This window comes from Sporosarcina sp. P17b (assembly GCF_002743115.1).
GTDB lineage: Bacteria > Bacillota > Bacilli > Bacillales_A > Planococcaceae > Sporosarcina > Sporosarcina ureae_C.
Genome location: NZ_PDYP01000007.1, coordinates 39,213 through 56,883 on the forward strand (window position 1 = coordinate 39,213; position 17,671 = coordinate 56,883).

14 protein-coding genes are annotated in these 17,671 nt (G+C 39.4%); 9 read left to right on the forward strand and 5 right to left on the reverse strand.

Annotated elements, in window-relative coordinates:
- Positions 1-19: 19 nt before the first annotated feature.
- Genes CSV76_RS09970 through CSV76_RS09985 form a run of 4 tightly spaced genes read right to left on the reverse strand, consistent with a single transcriptional unit; the run spans position 20 to position 5,611 of the window.
- On the reverse strand, positions 20-1,546 hold the full coding sequence (locus tag CSV76_RS09970) for an AbgT family transporter (protein ID WP_085427263.1): 1,527 nt from the start codon (positions 1,544-1,546) through the stop codon (positions 20-22).
- 16 nt (positions 1,547-1,562) lie between these two features.
- The gene (locus CSV76_RS09975) at positions 1,563-3,005 is read right to left on the reverse strand and encodes a M20 family metallopeptidase (RefSeq protein ID WP_085427262.1); all 1,443 of its coding nucleotides are present in this window, start codon (positions 3,003-3,005) and stop codon (positions 1,563-1,565) included.
- A gap of 33 nt (positions 3,006-3,038) precedes the next feature.
- On the reverse strand, positions 3,039-4,283 hold the full coding sequence (locus CSV76_RS09980) for a M20 family metallo-hydrolase (RefSeq protein ID WP_099625492.1): 1,245 nt from the start codon (positions 4,281-4,283) through the stop codon (positions 3,039-3,041).
- A gap of 2 nt (positions 4,284-4,285) precedes the next feature.
- On the reverse strand, positions 4,286-5,611 hold the full coding sequence (locus tag CSV76_RS09985) for a hypothetical protein (protein WP_085427260.1): 1,326 nt from the start codon (positions 5,609-5,611) through the stop codon (positions 4,286-4,288).
- A gap of 476 nt (positions 5,612-6,087) precedes the next feature.
- Here CSV76_RS09985 and CSV76_RS09990 point away from each other — a divergent pair, with 476 nt between their 5' ends.
- Both CSV76_RS09990 and CSV76_RS09995 read left to right on the forward strand, forming a co-directional pair.
- Positions 6,088-6,654: a DUF4256 domain-containing protein gene (locus tag CSV76_RS09990; protein ID WP_085427259.1), complete on the forward strand. Its 567-nt coding sequence runs from the start codon at positions 6,088-6,090 to the stop codon at positions 6,652-6,654.
- Between the two features lie 286 nt (positions 6,655-6,940).
- Positions 6,941-8,044: a threonine synthase gene (locus tag CSV76_RS09995; RefSeq protein ID WP_099625493.1), complete on the forward strand. Its 1,104-nt coding sequence runs from the start codon at positions 6,941-6,943 to the stop codon at positions 8,042-8,044.
- A 67-nt stretch (positions 8,045-8,111) separates the two neighbouring features.
- Here the strand turns inward: CSV76_RS09995 and CSV76_RS10000 are convergent, their stop codons facing one another.
- Positions 8,112-9,365 carry a dicarboxylate/amino acid:cation symporter gene (locus tag CSV76_RS10000; protein ID WP_099625494.1) on the reverse strand — a complete coding sequence of 418 codons (1,254 nt, stop codon included), beginning with the start codon at positions 9,363-9,365 and terminating at the stop codon, positions 8,112-8,114.
- A 318-nt stretch (positions 9,366-9,683) separates the two neighbouring features.
- On the opposite strand from CSV76_RS10000, the gene CSV76_RS10005 reads away from it, so the two are divergent.
- From CSV76_RS10005 to CSV76_RS10035, 7 genes are all read left to right on the forward strand, one after another.
- The gene (locus CSV76_RS10005) at positions 9,684-10,286 is read left to right on the forward strand and encodes a TetR/AcrR family transcriptional regulator (protein ID WP_085427256.1); all 603 of its coding nucleotides are present in this window, start codon (positions 9,684-9,686) and stop codon (positions 10,284-10,286) included.
- Positions 10,287-10,687: 401 nt separating this feature from the next.
- Complete coding sequence (locus CSV76_RS10010) at positions 10,688-12,295, forward strand: sensor histidine kinase (RefSeq protein WP_099625495.1); 1,608 nt, start codon at positions 10,688-10,690, stop codon at positions 12,293-12,295.
- Positions 12,292-12,972, forward strand: a complete 681-nt coding sequence (locus CSV76_RS10015; RefSeq protein ID WP_099625496.1) for a response regulator — start codon at positions 12,292-12,294, stop codon at positions 12,970-12,972. Before CSV76_RS10010 ends, CSV76_RS10015 begins: the two co-directional genes overlap by 4 nt.
- A gap of 216 nt (positions 12,973-13,188) precedes the next feature.
- Entirely contained in the window at positions 13,189-14,175 is a 987-nt protein-coding gene (locus CSV76_RS10020) for a tripartite tricarboxylate transporter substrate binding protein (protein WP_099625497.1), read from the forward strand.
- 76 nt (positions 14,176-14,251) lie between these two features.
- Complete coding sequence (locus tag CSV76_RS10025) at positions 14,252-14,695, forward strand: tripartite tricarboxylate transporter TctB family protein (RefSeq protein ID WP_085427252.1); 444 nt, start codon at positions 14,252-14,254, stop codon at positions 14,693-14,695.
- A gap of 13 nt (positions 14,696-14,708) precedes the next feature.
- Positions 14,709-16,223: a tripartite tricarboxylate transporter permease gene (locus CSV76_RS10030; RefSeq protein ID WP_099625498.1), complete on the forward strand. Its 1,515-nt coding sequence runs from the start codon at positions 14,709-14,711 to the stop codon at positions 16,221-16,223.
- 17 nt (positions 16,224-16,240) lie between these two features.
- Positions 16,241-17,623 (forward strand): SLC13 family permease, encoded by a 1,383-nt coding sequence (locus CSV76_RS10035; protein ID WP_085429014.1) that lies wholly within the window; start codon positions 16,241-16,243, stop codon positions 17,621-17,623.
- Positions 17,624-17,671: the final 48 nt, after the last annotated feature.

Consider the following 17,671-nt stretch of genomic DNA (forward strand, 5'->3'; position numbering starts at 1 on the left):
ATCGTATCTAACTGATGAATTACAAGCGAGCATGAATACCAGGTCCAAATGGAATACCAAGATAGAAGAATACCATGATTAATATAATCCATGTGATCAAGAACACAATTGTATATGGAATCATTAGAGACATATATGTTCCGATACTGGCTTTTTTATCATATTTTTGCATGAATGCTAAGATGATAACCATATACGGGAACAAAGGCGTAACAATGTTTGTTGAAGAATCTGCTACACGGTAAGCGACTTGAGTAAATGCCGGATGGTAGCCGAGTTGCATGAACATTGGGACAAATATCGGCGCCTCGATTGCCCACTTTGCTGAACCTGAAGTGATCAGGAAGTTCATTAGTGATGTGAAAATAATATAACCTACGATGAGTGGCATTCCTGTAAAGTTGACACTCGTCAGGAATTCTGCACCGTTTACTGCAACCCAAGTACCGAGGTTAGACCAGTTGAAGTAAGCTGTAAACTGAGCGATAGCGAAAACAAGTACGATATAACTGGACATGTCTCGAATCGAGTCAGCCATGTATTTACTGACGTCTTTACTTGATTTGATTTTACCAACCGTAATACCGAATGTTACACCAATAATGATGAAGAAGAATAGAATGATCGGAATAATCCCATCTAGGAATGGAGAGGGGATGAGTCCGCCGTCTTCATTAGCTAGTGGACTGTTAGGAGCTAGAATTGTACCCACAACAATGGCAATATAGACTAGACCAGCAATCATAGAGTTAATAAATGCTCTTTTGGCATTTGGTAATTCAGTTGTATTCTCTTCCTCTAGCGCGTCTCCTGTGTACTTACCAAGACGAGGCTCGATAAATTTAGTAGTCAATAATCCACCTACGATAGTTAAGGCGAAAACAGAAGCAATGTTAAAGAACCAGTTATCCACTGGAGTAACAGTGAACGATTCATCTAAAAAGCGCGCCGCTTCCGTTGTAATACCTGCAAGTAAAGCATCTGTACCTGCAATGAATAAGTTAGCAGTGAATCCTGCGCCTGCACCGGCGAAACCTGCAGCCAAACCTGCAAGTGGGTGTCGTCCCACTTTATAGAAGACAAGTGCTGCCAATGGCGGAATTAAAACGACTGCAGCATCGGAAGCAAGGTTACCCATGATTCCTACGAATACTACTGTGTAAGTTAATAAATATGGTGGTGATTTTAGGATGGTCTTCCGTACTGCATAATCCAATAAGCCAACCTTCTCCGCTAAACCGATACCTAGCATCATAACCAATACTAAGCCTAGCGGCGCGAAACCGGTGAAGTTATCAAGCATGGAAGTTAAGATGAACTGCAAACCTTCCCCAGAAATTAAGCTCTTGATAGGCAATACATCACCATTGCCCGGATGTACAACAGAAGCGTTAAATAAACTAAAGATCCATGAAACGATAATCATCACAACTGCTAAACCGACAAATAAAGCGAAGGGATCTGGCAGTTTATTTCCTAAACGTTCAACAATATCTAAAAACCTTTGAAACAAACTTTTCTTTGCTACGCCGTTTTTCTCTTTCATGTTGTCACCTCTTAAATTAGATTCGTTTGCCGCCTAGAGTAGATGGTCTAACATCTTTTGGTATGGGAGCGATATATGGATTTTTACTTTGGAACTTTGCATGTTCTTCTTTTATTTGCTTAAGCTGCTCTTCTGAAGATAGGAGATTGATACCTGTCAATGCCATTGCGGATGCAGCGCGCATCATACCTTTGTGAGCAAAGTCAGAGATTCCTTGAGCAGTCATCTGCCATGTATGCAATGCAGTGCCGAGCGTACTAGTTGCTGCAGTTAATTGTGCAGTAGGTACCACCCAGCTCACATCAGCTACGTCCGTAGAACCATAGAATATTTCTTCAGTTTCTTGATAATCCGAAATACCCTCATTTAAGTATTTACCTTCGAATTCACTTCCGTCACCTACATAGCCGAAACCTCTCATTACGTCCAAATAGAATTCCTGTTCATCTGGCGAGAATGTTTCCCAAATTTCTTTGGCATAGGCTATTTCTTGATCGGAAGACTCTTCGACACCAACATCTATTAGATTCTTATATAAAACTTTTTCCAAACTTCTATTGGGTACATAATTTGAGCAAGCTTTAACGAATTCAATTTCAAGTTGTGTCTCAGTCATCAAAGCAGCACCTTCGGCTATTTTACAAATACGTTGATAAATACCTTCTACCTGGTTGTTCTTTGGAGCACGGATTAGATACAGAACTTCCGCACGTGGCTGCACTACTGCAGGTGAAAGACCGCCTGTATCAGTTACTGCATAATGAACGCGGGCATCCTGAATGATATGTTCGCGCAAGTAATTGACACCGACATTCATTAATTCGACAGCATCCAAAGCGCTTCGACCTAAATGTGGAGAGTTTGCTGCATGTGCCGCTACACCTTTAAATTTAAAGGAGATTTGGTAATTGGCTAATGTTGGCTTGCTCATAATGGAGTTACCTGGTGATGGGTGCCATGTTAGGGCTGCATCCACACCTTCAAATTCTCCATCCCGTACCATGAATGTTTTTCCGGAACCGCCTTCTTCGCCAGGACATCCGTAGAAAACGACTGTACCTTCTTGATTATTCTCTTCAAGGTATGCTTTCGCTGCACATGCAGCGGCAAATGCTCCAGTGCCAAGTAGATTATGACCGCAGCCGTGTCCGAAGTCAGGTGATTCCTTGACTTGTTCTGCTTCCGATTTACCTGGGGTTTGACTTAGACCGGGAAGGGCATCGTATTCACCTAAAAAGGCGATGACGGGTTTTCCTGTACCATATGTAGCTTTGAAAGCAGTAGGTATATTTGCAATATTACGCTTGACCTCAAAACCTTGTTTTTCACATTCTGCTGATAAAAATTCAGCAGATTTAAATTCTTCGAAACGCGTTTCTGGGGTATGGAAAATATGTTCAGACACTTGATTAAAGTAATCTTTATGCTCTTCCATATATTCTTTGATGAATGTATTCATTTGAAGTCCTCCTATTTATGTTCGTTAGAATTTTTAACAAGATGTTTTCTTTAAATATTCAGCAATCACTTTTGTACCTTTCAATAAATCTTCCATATTGGCATGTTCTAAAGGGTGATGGCTAATCCCGTCACGACAAGGGATGAATATAAGTCCACAAGGCCATCTTTTGCTCATGTTCATTACATCATGACCAGCACCGCTGTCGAGTGACATCGAAGACAATCCGAACTTTTCGCATATATTAGTGAGAGTTTCTTGTATGCCGGGATCAAGATCAGTAGGTTCATCATCGACAAGTGTTTTAATAGTGAACGAAACGGGTTTGTTCATTTCGATTTGTTGAACGAACCGATTAACCTTTTCTACAAGACGATGCTTTAAATCAGCTTTGGTGCTTCGGATGTCAATGCCTACTACAACTTCTCCAGGTATCATGCTCATAGAATTTGGAGTGTTTTGTATGGTGCTGACCGTGGCTACTAATGCAACGGCTTGCTCCTGGTTAATTTCAATAGTAGCTTCTTCAATAAAGGTTATAAGTGGAGCAATAGCAACAAGTGCATCTTGGCGTTCATTCATGGGAGTTGTACCCGTATGATTTGTTTTGCCTGTGCATGTTATATGAAGTCGGGTAGGTTGAGCGATGGATCGTACTATGCCAATTTCTTTACCAGATTTCTCAAGTTTGCTTGCTTGCTCAATGTGCAATTCAATAAATTGTTCCAGCTGATCATCCTCTAATTGTGCATCCTGAATCCTCTGCCAATCTAGACCTCTTTTTGTAAACGCTTTCTCAAGAGTCACACCATTAACATCCTCATAGGAAGCAACTTTCTCTTTATCCAATAAGCCGCTAATTGCTTTACTTCCGATGGTTGAAACGCTAAAACGTGCAGACTCTTCGCAAGCAAATGCAATAATCGCAATGTTTTTTCGTGGTTGGAAGGATTCATCTTTTAGCATCTTTACTGCTGCGAGACTTGCTACTACGCCAGCAGAACCGTCATAACCTCCGCCATTATAGACAGTATCTACGTGTGAACCAGTCGCAATCCAACCTGCTTGCTTGTCTACTTCCCACAAGGCCCATTGATTACCCGCTGCATCCTCATAGGTTTTCAAACCAAGGCTCTGACTAATTAAACGGAACTGCTCTTGTGATGCTTTCTCTTCTTTTGTATAGCCCAGACGTGAAAAACCTTCCGCTTGATCCATACTTTTTACAAGGTTTATTTGGAGGAGTTTCTCTTCTATCCAATTAATATAATCATTCATGCTTACTCCTCCTTTCCGAAGAGTAGTTCTGTATCTTTAAAGCGATAGACGTTACTTGGACGTCCTCTTGGAGTAGTTTGTGTTTTATTGTACAGCTCAATAATGTCGGCTTGTTGTAATTCCACGAGAATGCGACGTGCATTTCGCTTTGTATTATCAAACCACTGTGCAACATCATCAGCTGTGAACTCTTGTTTATTGTCTCTTCGCGAATTAAGTGCAATTCGGAGTACATCTCGAGCATTGTTTTCCGTTAAATGAAATTTCTCTTGCAGAACAGTACGTATAGCCGCAGTGTTTAGCATACTTCTAAAATCACTTTGTACTTTCTGTGTAATGTCGTTTTTCGTCTTAACGACCAATAGGGAAGGTTCCGCACCGGTTTTTAAGTGATTAAGTCCATACCGTACATGTTGTTCAGCAGCTAAAACAGTTTGTCCATAACCGATAGAAAACCCGATCTCCAACTGATTGTTTAATTTGAAAGATTCAATGGTAGTTAGCAGTGAAGCTTCTACATCTTCATCAATTTCGCCTTTAGTAGTATAGATATAGTAGAGTCCATCTGCCACTTCAACGAATGAACCATTTAACTTTTGTGTAAAAGTCAGTAAATTTTTCTTAAGATCTAAATCCTGATGCTTCCATTCAAAGAGCGATTGATCGATGACGTTACTTGAATTCAACGCTTGGCATCCAATAACAGCCATTTGTAAGTTTTCAAAGCGCTTAGAATTTGCCTTTTCAATAAGTAACTCAATAGCTAATTTAATAGCTATATAAGAAGGGGTCAGTCTATAGACAGGTATATTTCTTTTTCTTAATCTGTCATAAACATCTTTCATAGCTGTGATCGCCACTTCAGATTTACCTTCTATAAATAATTTTTCATGAACGAGAGAAAGTTGTTCAGCATTGCCGTTTAAGGCAGATGAAACAGTTTCAAACTGAAGTTTGTCCAAGTCGTAGAAAGATAACGCTTTTTGTACTTCTTCAGCAGTAATATAGTCAATACTTACAGATTGAATGATTCGTTCTTCTTTTTGTTGGATTTCCAATAGCTTTCCAAAGAAGCTTGATCCATGCAAATAAGGGAAACTCGATTGTTCTTCTTGAACTAAATCATTTTCCAATGCGTACATATGGTTCATTATGCCGGAGAAAAGCCATTGATCAACTATGGGTCTACCTTGCTCAATCAGGGCCGGTAACTCCGTCACATTTTCATAAATATAAGGAATACATTGCGTATTTGGAAACTCTTCTGCTACTTTCAAGATCTTTCCAACTGACTCAGACGGCCCGATAACACCTATCGTAACTTGCAATGGACCACCTCCTTTTACTTTTCTTAATAAGAAACTATATAAGGACATATTCCTTTATGTTTCCCTTATGTTGTTTTCTACATTACTATAGAGCGCTTTCATTGTCTATGATTTTTTATTGAAAATATTTGGTTAAATTAATTATATTAAGATATTAATGTATAGAGAGGGAGATAGGACTTATTTATTTAACAGAAATAGATTGCAAGTTGTATCTAAGTGACTATAAATTGAACATCAATTAATGGTTTTGATAATTCATAAACTTCCTAAAACAAAATAGAATCCAGTCTGAATTAAATTGAAATGCCAGTATTGATAAAATGTATGTATGTGAAAAGTTATGATAAATTTATTAGAAGAATTCTAAGATATGAGGGGACCTATGTTTGTTTCTGCTAACATTAAAATGGTTTAAGTTCTTTCGTATGCTATATACTTAAGCAAAGTGCATAAATCCTTAGGAGGAATAAAGAATGACAAACGATTCTAATCGCTTAACGATTGAACAACAAGAATATTTACTCAACACACTACAAACACGTTTTGAAGAAAATAGACATCGCCATATAGGTATAGAATGGAAGGGGGTTCAAGACAAGCTCCTAGCTAACATGCAAAAGTTATGGTCTCTAAATGAGATGGAGAATACTGGTGGAGAACCAGATGTCGTGGTGTTTGATACGACATCAGAAGATTATTGCTTTGTTGATTGTTCTATTGAATCACCTGTCGGACGCAGAAGTCTTTGTTATGATCGTCAAGCGTTGGATTCAAGAAAGAAAAACAAACCAGAGAATTCTGCAGTGGATCTCGCAGCAAACATCGGCATTGAACTTTTAACGGAAGATCAGTATAGAAAAATTCAGCAGTTAGAAGAATTTGATAAAAAGACGTCTAGCTGGGTGCAAACACCTGAAGACATCAGAAAACTAGGAGGAGCCTTATTTTGTGATCGTCGGTATAATACGGTTTTTGTGTACCATAACGGTGCGGAATCCTATTATGCTGCTAGGGGATTTAGAGGGATGTTAAGAGTTTGAGTTGGTATAAGAACATGTCGTGATCACAACCTAAGCTAGCCTTGCGCTTTTTATTGAGTGTGAATGATACATTCGATCATCTAAAGGGAGATCCGTTTTGGTGTATCAATGTATCAGATGAAGAATGATTGAATATAATCCAATCTTTGCGAGGTTTGTAAGTAGACCTTGCAAAGTTTTTTTATTACCAAAATTAAAAGATCTTCCAGTTAGCAAGAATTGAGCAATAACTTTCAAGTATAATGTAGGGAAGTTATTATTCATCTTAGTAAAGGAGATTAAAGATATGACAAAATATAGTTGCGTAAATTGTAATAAAACCTATGTGATTCAAGTGACAAGATGGAAGTGTGATTGCGGTGGTCTACTAAACTTATTACCATCCCAATCTAAACAAGAGAATGATCGCTGGACAAGCGATAGATCTATATGGCGTTATGTTTCATCGATGGTTGGTCGAGAAAATTTAAAAGGTTGGCAGTCTATTACTTTAGGCGAAGGTCAAACGCCCTTACTTAAATTAGATGAAGCAGAGCCAAATACATTTGTAAAAGTAGATTTTATGATGCCTACACTTTCTTTTAAAGACCGAGGCGCTGTGGTACTAGTTGCTCTAGCGAAACAATTAGGAGTAAAAAAGATGATTGCAGATAGCAGCGGTAATGCCGGAACCGCTCTTGCTGCTTATAGTGCTAGAGCAGGTATAGACTGCGATGTGTATGTAAGTGCTGATACATCTCCAGGTAAAATGGCACAGATAGAAGCGCATGGCGCGAATATAAAAGCAATAAAAGGAACTAGAGAAGAAGTAGCGGCTGCAGCCCAGTTAGCGGTCGCAGAAGAGCAAGTGTTTTATGCGAGCCATGTCTACAATCCATACTTTTTTGAAGGTACTAAAACATATGCTTTTGAAGTGTATGAACAATTAGGTAAGGCACCGGACGCTGTACTTATTCCAGTAGGAAATGGAACACTATTATTAGGGGCTTACTACGGTTTTAAAGCATTATTGGAAGCGAAGTTAATTAATCATATGCCGAAGATCATTGCTATCCAAGCCGAGAAATGTGCACCGCTCGCAAAGGCATTTGAGAAACAAGAGCTAATAGCAAAATCGGTCGTGAATGAAGGAACTTTTGCAGAAGGCATTGCCATTGCAGCACCAGCCAGATCAAAACAAATACTAGAAGCAGTACGTGATACAAAAGGTACGTTTATCACAATTGCCGAAGATGAGATTCTGGTAGCTCGCAAAATGCTTGCTGCCAAAGGATTCTACGTAGAAATAACTTCAGCAATTAATTATGCGGGGTACATAAAGTACGCGACTACTAAAGACGAAGTGATTGTTATACCGTTATGTGGGGCAGGCATCAAGTCGCCAACATAAAAAAACCTGCATGGAAATCTATCGTGCTTGTTAAACACGAAGGTCTCCGTACAGGAAGTTGTAAAAATTATGCTGTTTCTGTAGCTCTGTGAACGTCTTCGATTTCCGGTTCGCCTAAAACACCTTCTGTTTTCGCAACGACAACTGCACAAGCAGCGTCACCCGTAATATTAACAGCTGTTCGCACCATATCAAGTAGACGATCTACACCTAGAACGAGCGCAATTCCTTCAACTGGTAAACCGACTGATGTCAGAACCATTGCCAGCATAATCAAACCAGCACCAGGTACAGCGGCTGTTCCAATGCTGGCAAGCACAGCAGTCAACACAACCGTCAGCAACTGACCTAAAGATAACTGGATATCATAAGCCTGCGCAATGAAAATAACAGCTGCACCTTGCATAATCGCGGTACCATCCATATTGATAGTGGCTCCAAGTGACTGAGTGAACGAAGAGATGGACTCAGGAACTTTTAACTTCTCCTGTGCAGTTTTCATTGAAATAGGCAGTGTCGCCGCAGAACTAGCGGTACTAAACGCTACAACCTGCGCTGGGAAAAAGTTCTTGAAGAACCATATAGGATTACGCTTACCGATTAATGCGACAGATCCGCCATAGACAACAATGGTGTGGATTAGGAGCGCTCCCAGAACGACTCCCATGTACATCCCCATTACCTTTAGCGCATCAATACCTTGACTCCCTACAGCAGATGCAATTAAACCGAATGCTCCATATGGGGCGAACTTCATAACAAACGTAATCAGATACATGATAAGTTCATTGACTTGTTCAAATAACTCTTTCACTCTTTCCACTTTATTACCTAGCATGGCCATACCAAAACCTACCAATGCTGCAAAGAAGATAATCTGAAGCATATTGCCTTCTGCCATAGCACTAATAGGGTTTGTCGGGATAATTCCTAGTAAAGTTTCAGCGACTGGTGGAGCTTCTTGAGCTTCATACACGGCGTTGGCTGTCTCGAAGTTACCTCCTTCACCAGGCTTTACTAATAATCCAAGAGAAATTGCGATGACAATGGCAATAGCCGTTGTAATTAAGAAATATCCAATGGTCTTTCCGCCGATCCTTCCTAATTTTTTCGGATCACCAATACCAACCGTTCCAAGTGCGATGGAAATGAAAACGACAGGTACAACTAGCATCTTCATAAGATTTAAGAAGATTGTACCAAGCGGTTTAAATAAAAATGCATCAACCTTTGAAAAAATGTCAGGTGAAAAAATGTTCAATAACAACCCTGCGATGACCCCTGCAATAAGTGCAATAACAATATTTCTAGCCAACTTCATAAAAACCCCTCCTTTACATAGTATATTCAATTGATTAAGACGAAATGAAAGCGCTTACTAAGTATTATTCGATATATTTCGCAGTTTGTCAACTTAACTAGTTACCGACTTAGCTAACTAGTAATAAATGCAAGAGGGAAAGAAACGAAAGTTAGCGAAGAAAGAGATAAAGTAGCTAATATTTAGCTGAAAGGGAACAGAGATTATTCTTAAAATTTGATGAAATTATTTCAACAATCTAAATATAATTTGGCTTTTCTGTCACTTCACTGTATAATTAGATTTATCTATGAATAAATCTTTATATTAAGATAGGAAGTGTGTCAACTGAATAAAAGAGGTAGACAAGTAGGCGCTGATGGCGAAAAAAGTCGGAAACTGCTTTTAGAAATTGCTGCACAGCAATTTGCCCTTCATGGTTTTCATAAGACGAAGATCAGTGAAATTGTGAAGGAAGCAAACGTCACACAGCCCACGTTCTACTTGTATTTTAAAAGTAAAGATGCTGTATTCCAAGAATTAATCCAGGTCTTTAAAGAAAAACTATATAATCATGTAGCTCAGAGTAAACTTCCCACTGATGTGGCTAAAGAAGGTTTGTTGTCAAGAATTGCTTATGGGTTAAGTAGGCTGTTTGAATTTTTCAAGCAAAATGAAAATGTAGCAAGAATCGGTTTTGTTGTCTCGGAAGAAGCGAAGGATATCAAAGTTCAAATGGCGTTAAAGATAGAAGAGAATCTTATAGAAGAAGTGGAAAACGGATATTTCACTACGGATATAAACCTGAACTTAGTCGCAACGACTATGGTTGGTGCTATTGAACATCTGTCTATAACAAAACTTTGGACTGGTGTTCACAGTCCTGAAGAACTCGCTCAGGATTTTACAAGTCTGTTTTTGTGCGGTTTGAAAAATAACTAATGTGTAGAGAAGCATAAACCCATCGATAGGGTTTATGCTTTTTGATTTTCAAGGCATTATTTAGATCTGTTGTCTGGTATACAGTATATACGTTGTAGCTAAGGGGTTTTAATCTTTACTTACTTAAACAAGATTGCTTTAACTGCTACAATCATCTTGGTAGGTTTATTAGTAAATATATTGTTCAATCGTTTATTCATGGTGAACTATAAACAGGGAACTAGTACGAAGACGGATTTGCAACGTGCGATTTTAGAGGTGTTTGAAAAAAACAGAAATGAAATTCGCATCAGTAGATAGTAGAATCTTTCCTTGAGTGAGAACACTCAAAGAAACATCCGATAAGTATTTAAGTTTTACAGACGCTACAGAAAAAAATGTTAAGCTGGAAGTGAAGTCTTATGCTGAAGTCAAAACTACAAAAGAAAATATTACTCATGGTAACCTCACTTATTTTATTTTTGATGCTACTGATGCTGACGGTTTTTGTAGTTACGGATTATATAAATTTATTTGATCGCAGTCATACTGTCGGTTTACAAACGGCTAAGATGCTTTCTTATATGGATACTGTCAAAGATGGTTTGGAAGAACGGACAGATGTAGAAAAAGTAGGTGATTTGGAAGCGGTGATTGAGCATTACTCACATCAAGTAGATGCTACATTTATTGTGATTCAAGATAAATCAGGTCGCATCTTAGCATCGCCTGATGAATTGCAAATAGGAGATGTCATTCCTTTTGAGGACGGCTTTAAAGCAGTTGTTTTTGGAGCGAATTACTCCATGCTGTCGAACGAAATTATTGGTCCGTCTGTCAGTAGTAAGGCGCCTATTTATAATAAAGAGGAAAACCAAATTATCGGAGTCGTAACAGTGGGCTACCTTATTTCAGATCTGCAGAAAATCGTTCAACATCGAGTCGAAAAACTTTTGTTAATATCTTTAATCATATTAGTCTTGGGGATTTTAATCAGCTACCTGTTAGCGAAATCCATTAGGAAAGATACATTCGGCTTAGAACCCGAACAGATAGCTAGTTTTTATATGGAGCGTAAAGCGATATTAGCGTCCATTGACGAAGGGATTATTGCAGTTGATCAGCTAGGTAAGATTACATTAATTAATACAGCGGCTCGTTCAATCCTAAGCATATCTAATCGTCGAAAAGGAGACCCCATAGAATCAATATTCCCTAACTTGCCGGTGCTCACTAAACTCGATAAATCAGTATCTAGATCATTTGAAGTAGTTTATGGAAAAAAACGATTAGTTGTGAGCTCCATGCCGCTTCAATTTGAAGGTGAACAAAAGGGTGCATTGATCACTTTCCGCGACACGACAGAAATGATGGAAGTTGTGAATACTTTATATGAAGTACGAAAGTATTCTGATGACTTAAGGGCGCAGGCGCATGAATATACGAATAAATTATATTTAATTTCTGGTTTGCTCCAACTTGGAAAGTATGAAGAAGCGATACGTACGATTCAAACAGAAATCAGTATCAGTGATGATACAAACCAATTCATATTTGAAAATATAAAAGACGCACATGTACAAGCTATTCTATTTGGTAAGGTCGGCAAGGCTTCTGAAATGAAAGTAGATTTTGAAATTGATGAAAACAGTAGTCTAGAACAATTGCCTGAATGGTTTGGTACAGGGGCATTGACTGTAATTCTTGGGAATTTGATAGATAATGCACTTGAAGAAGTGGCGAATTACCCGGATGGCCAAGTATCATTCTTTGCACTTGATTTTGGAGAAGATGTAATTTTTGAAGTATCCGATAACGGCAAAGGTATTCCACCAGAATTACAAGATGAGCTATTTAAAAAAGGTTACTCCACGAAGTCTTCAACAGGAAGCGGGATTGGTTTAGCGAATGTAGATGGAGCTATTCGGGTACTTGGAGGGACGATTCAAGTAACAAGCACAGAAGAAGATACTATATTTTCTGTATATATTCCAAAATATCCAGACAACGAGGAGCGTGAAATGAGATGATTCATGTAGGAATTGTAGAAGATGATTTTCGCATTGCTTCTATACATCAACAGTTTCTAGAAAGTATAGAGGATGTAACGGTCGTTGGACAAGCATTGCGTGCAAAAGATACGTGGCAGATGCTTGAAACCCAGTATGTAGATTTATTATTAGTAGATATCTATATGCCTGACCAGTTAGGGATCGATCTAGTGCGCGAGTTGAAAGTACAGTATCCTGCGCTTGATTTTATCATTATTACGGCCGCTACTGAACGGGAATTGGTGGCGAGTAGCGTAGCGGCAGGAGCGTTTCATTATTTGGTTAAGCCTGTCGAGTTAAGCAAGTTAAAGGAAGTCATCGAACGTTATCAACAAAGACGTGCATTTCTTCAGGAAAGCCAACACGTGAACCAAAATGAAATAGATAAACTTTTTGTCCACGGTGCAGTAACTAAAGAAATGGCTACAAATACGGACCTTCCAAAGGGAATTCATCCGTTAACATTGCAAAAAGTGATAGACATAGCGGGTTCTTTGACGGAAGGCACAACTGCAGAGGAGATGGGAGAAAGACTTGGAGCATCCCGTACTACCGCTAGGAGATACTTAGAGTATCTAATTGCGGAAGGCAAAATGCGTGCAGAGCTTGAATATGGTATTGTCGGAAGGCCTGAACGGAAATACTTTGGATTGTAAACGTTCAGAGTCCATACTGATCCCTATAGTTTTGCAGATCTATATTCTCCATATCCATTCAAGAGCATTCCTTAGCGGGGTGCTCTTTTTCTATGAACTTTATGAACAAAATGAAGTTAAAGTCTTTTGAATTGTTAAAATTGTAAACGGTTACATATAGAGAGTATCCAAGTACACTACTTGTAGATAGTAAATCAGAAAAAGGGGAGAAATAGTATGAAAAGAATATTAGGTGCAGCAACACTTTCGTTTGCATTAATTCTCGGGGCTTGTTCATCAGATAATGCGGGGGGGAAAGACGAGGCTGATTTCCCAAAAAAGAATCTTGAGTTCATTGCACCTGCAACACCAGGTGGCGGATGGGATGCAACAGCACGTGCGATTCAAAAGATTTTAAAAGAGGAAGACATTGTGGATCAGAGCATGACAGTCATCAACAAACCAGGGGGGAATGGCGAAGTAGGTTGGCAGTATCTGTCTAAGAAAGATGCACACACGTTAGCAATCGATTCTAGTCTATTAGTGACGAATAACTTACTTGGACAAAGTGACCTAACGTATGAAAACTTCACACCGCTTGCAACATTAACGACAGAGTGGATTTCTGTAGCAGTCAAAAATGACTCTCCATACGAAACAGCCACAGAGTTGATGGAGCAATTGAAGAAAGACCCAGCTTCAGTCAAGATCGGTATTGCACCGGGTCTCGGTAACAATGACCACTTGTCATTCGTACAAGCAGCAAAAACATTTGGTGTAGATGTTACAAAATTGAACTTCCTTGTATATGAAAGCGGCGGCGATGTTATGACAAGCTTGCTTGGTGGCCACGTAGATGCTGCAACAATGGCGGTTTCCGAGTCATCTGAACAACATCTCGCAGGTAAATTCAAGATTGTTGCGATTACAGCGGACGAGCGCCTAGAAGAACTACCTGATGTACCCACTTGGACTGAAGAAGGCGTAGACATGGTATTCCCTCACTGGAGAGGTATTCTTGGACCACCGGACATGACAGAAGAAGAAATTGCGTTCTGGAATGAAGCATTTGGTAAAATGGTTGGTACGGATTCTTGGAAGCAACTATTAGAAAACAATGGCTGGGAAGAATTTTATCAAGATAGCGATGCAACAACTGAGTTTTTAAAAGAGCAAACAGATATGTACACGGATTTAATTGAGGAGTCTGGATTACAAAAATAAGTAATTCAAAAATAGGTTGAGTCCCACTTTGGTGGGCTCCCTTTTTTGATTCACTATAAGAAGGAGGAACGGCCGTATGGTTCGTTACATAACCCCGATACTTTCAACTGTTATTGGTATTATCATGCTGATCAGTGCGATTAATTTACCTAAGTCCAACCTTGGAAATCCGAATGGTCCCATGTATTTTCCATTAATGATTGCTATTATATTAATCCTTTCAGGGATCGTCTATTTCTTTCAAGAATTCAAAGCACGCGGCAATGACTTCCTAGACTTTCGTGCATTACGTTTAGGCAAGTCACCCATGTATTTGCTAGCGTCATTAGTTTTAATGCTGATTTACACAGTTCTTTTTGAACGGATTGGGTTTTTGTTTTCAACAATACTGTTCCTCGGCGGACTTCTATTCTTATTGAATGGACGAAAGAAATGGATGTCAAACATTATTATCGCTGTAGCATTTTCGTTTATTACATGGTATGCATTTGGAACGCTGTTGCAGGTAAGTTTACCTTAAAGGAGGAACCGATATGGGAATAGATGTACAAGCCATTTTAGATGGCTTTATGACAACAATTCAACCGATGAATTTATTCTGGATTGCACTAGGCGGGTTCCTCGGAACAGTCGTTGGAATGTTACCGGGTCTTGGACCTGCTACCGCGATCGCTTTGCTGATTCCGATTACATTTGGAATGGAGCCAACGAGTGCGTTAATTTTAATGGCCGCAATTTATTACGGTGCGATGTACGGTGGCTCGAGAAGCTCGATCTTATTGAACACGCCAGGAGACGGGTCAGCAATTGCTGCTACGTTTGACGGCTATCCGATGGCCCAAAAAGGTCAAGCGGGTCAAGCGCTTGCGATTTCCGCGATTGCTTCGTTAATTGGTGGTTTGATTGCAGTTGTTGGATTTATTATTTTAGCTAAGCCACTGGCCAGTTTTGCTCTGCGTTTTGGTCCAGCAGAATATTTCTTATTGATGGTATTTACACTATCAGCGATTGTTGCGCTAGCAAAAGGGCAAATGGTGAAAGGTTTTATTTCGATGTGTATTGGATTAATGATCAGTACAGTCGGGATCGATTTACAGACCGGCGTTTACCGTTTCACGATGGGGAATGTCCATCTAAGTGAAGGAGTAGATTTCCTCGTAGTCATTATTGGAATTTACGCGGTTGGAGAAGTGTTGTATAACTTCTTATCCATTAATAAACCGGTAGGAAAGAAAAAGTCAGTCGGTAAAATCTGGATTACGAAAGAACAATGGAAACGATCAAAGTGGCCGATTATCCGTAACGGTCCGGTTGGTTTCTTAATCGGTGTACTTCCAGGGGCAGGTGGCGCAATTGCGTCTATGCTAAGTTATTCAATGGAAAAACAAATCTCTAAACATCCTGAAGAGTTTGGCGAAGGAGCAATTGAAGGATTGGCTGCACCTGAATCATCTAATAACGCAGCGGCTGTTGGAGCATTTATTCCAATGCTAGCAATGGGAATCCCAGGTTCAGGGACGACTGCTGTTATCCTCGGTGCAATTGTTATGCTAGGTTTAAAGCCGGGACCGTTATTGTTTGAAAACAATCCAGATATGGTCTGGACGTTTATCAACAGTATGTTCATTGGAAATCTATTCCTAGTCATCTTGAACATTGCGCTTGTTGGGATTTTGGTGAAGATCTTGGATACACCGCCACGTGTCCTATATCCTGTCATTATGATGCTGGCATTTATCGGTACCTATACACTAGGTTACAGCACAGTAGATTTCCTCATTCTAATCATCTTTGGTTTTGTTGGTTTGTTCATGAAGTTGCTGAAATTCCCTGTGGCTCCATTGATCTTGGCAGTAATTGTCGGATCCGATATGGAACAAAACTTTAGAATGAGTTTAATTTCTTATCCGGATGTGGTGGGCATTTTCACAGCATCACCTATTACAATTGCGCTTGTCATCATGACGATCGTATCGCTAGGCTTCCCGTTCTTGTCTTCATGGATGAAGAATCGTAAAGCTGAAAAAAACAGTAGCGAAATGATGTAAGAGAGTATATGAAAACGATGACTAATAAAAAACGACTGTTATTTGGCTTTAGTGTCTTACTTTATATCGTGACGTTTCTTCCTGTCACGGAAACATCGGAAATAATACGTGCTATTGCGTGCCTCATCATTATCCAAGTTCTTTGGATTGGTGGGGTCTTTCCATTAGCATTCAGTTCTTTGTTATTGATGTTATTGCTTTCTGTCCATTTCTTTACCTATGAAGAAACGCTGAGTTACTTTGCATCTGAGATTGTATGGTTGTTATTTTCAACATTTATTTTAGCAGGTGCATTTATTGAATCTGGCCTAGCTAGTAGGCTCTCGCTCAAACTGCTTTCTTTATCTAAAGGTTCGAGTCGCTTGCTAGTATTCTTTTCATTTGTACTGATGTTCATTTTGTCTTTATTCATTCCATCCAATGTCGGGAAGGCAAGTTTAGTGTCTTCAGTGCTAGATAGTATTATCAAGCATCTGCAGAAGATGGGATCCGTGGAGCGACTAGCGAAGTCTTTATTTATTGGCTTGACGCTAATTGTTCCTATATCAGGTGCTGTCGTTGCGACTGGGGCGAGTTCAACATTATACGCATACGGTTTACTCGGCGATGTAACGGTAGGACTTGATTATGTACAGTGGCTCTTATACATGGGGCCCCCCATAGTGATTTTTATGTTCTTTTTGTTCTTACTCTTTCTTATAGTCTTCCCTCCAGAACGAATCGATGGTCCGGAATTAGAAGGGTTGATTGAAGAGAAACTACTTGGACTTGGAAAAATGTCTGTGAATGAATGGAAAGTGTTAGCGATAATTGGCACTACGGTCGTGCTTTGGATGACCGGCAGCTTACATGGGTTTTCTGTTTCACTTGTGGCATTATTCGGGGCGATTTTGACAGTGCTTCCGGTAACGGGAATTTGGCAATGGGAACAGGCGAAGAAGCGCATTGGCTGGGATCTATTGCTATTCTTCGCTGCAACTTTGATGTTATCCAATCTGCTCATCAAGACAGGAGCTGTTAAATGGTTTGCTGAACAATTAATCGAGCTATTATCCATGGACTCTTATTTTACGGTGACGCTGTTACTATTGCTAATGACTGCATTATTACGTTTGTTTTTCGTTAACGTACTGGGGTTTTTAACAATCATGTTACCTGTAACTCTTGCAATCGGCGAAGCATTCCCTACCCATGATCCATTGTTTTTAACAATGGGCGTATTTTTAATTGGAATACCAGGATTTACTTTGATTACGCAATCACCGATTCATTTAATCAGTTATGAGTACGGGTATTTCAATAAGCGAGATTTATTGCGTCTTGGGTCAGGGGCTTTTATTATTTGGTTCCTCGTTGTACTTGCTTCGATTTATGGATATTGGATGATGTTTTATTCATGAACTAGAAATATAAGAAACCATGTCTAGGAGGAAATCATAATGGAACAA

Excerpts from the sequence above, each read along its gene's own strand:
- CSV76_RS09970 (WP_085427263.1), bottom strand. The coding sequence starts at position 1,546 with ATGAAAGAGAAAAACGGCGTAGCAAAGAAAAGTTTGTTTCAAAGGTTT.
- CSV76_RS09975 (WP_085427262.1), bottom strand. The coding sequence starts at position 3,005 with ATGAATACATTCATCAAAGAATATATGGAAGAGCATAAAGATTACTTT.
- CSV76_RS09980 (WP_099625492.1), bottom strand. The coding sequence starts at position 4,283 with ATGAATGATTATATTAATTGGATAGAAGAGAAACTCCTCCAAATAAAC.
- CSV76_RS09990 (WP_085427259.1), top strand. The coding sequence starts at position 6,088 with ATGACAAACGATTCTAATCGCTTAACGATTGAACAACAAGAATATTTA.
- CSV76_RS09995 (WP_099625493.1), top strand. The coding sequence starts at position 6,941 with ATGACAAAATATAGTTGCGTAAATTGTAATAAAACCTATGTGATTCAA.
- CSV76_RS10000 (WP_099625494.1), bottom strand. The coding sequence starts at position 9,365 with ATGAAGTTGGCTAGAAATATTGTTATTGCACTTATTGCAGGGGTCATC.
- CSV76_RS10010 (WP_099625495.1), top strand. The coding sequence starts at position 10,688 with ATGCTGAAGTCAAAACTACAAAAGAAAATATTACTCATGGTAACCTCA.
- CSV76_RS10015 (WP_099625496.1), top strand. The coding sequence starts at position 12,292 with ATGATTCATGTAGGAATTGTAGAAGATGATTTTCGCATTGCTTCTATA.
- CSV76_RS10020 (WP_099625497.1), top strand. The coding sequence starts at position 13,189 with ATGAAAAGAATATTAGGTGCAGCAACACTTTCGTTTGCATTAATTCTC.
- CSV76_RS10025 (WP_085427252.1), top strand. The coding sequence starts at position 14,252 with ATGGTTCGTTACATAACCCCGATACTTTCAACTGTTATTGGTATTATC.
- CSV76_RS10030 (WP_099625498.1), top strand. The coding sequence starts at position 14,709 with ATGGGAATAGATGTACAAGCCATTTTAGATGGCTTTATGACAACAATT.
- CSV76_RS10035 (WP_085429014.1), top strand. The coding sequence starts at position 16,241 with ATGACTAATAAAAAACGACTGTTATTTGGCTTTAGTGTCTTACTTTAT.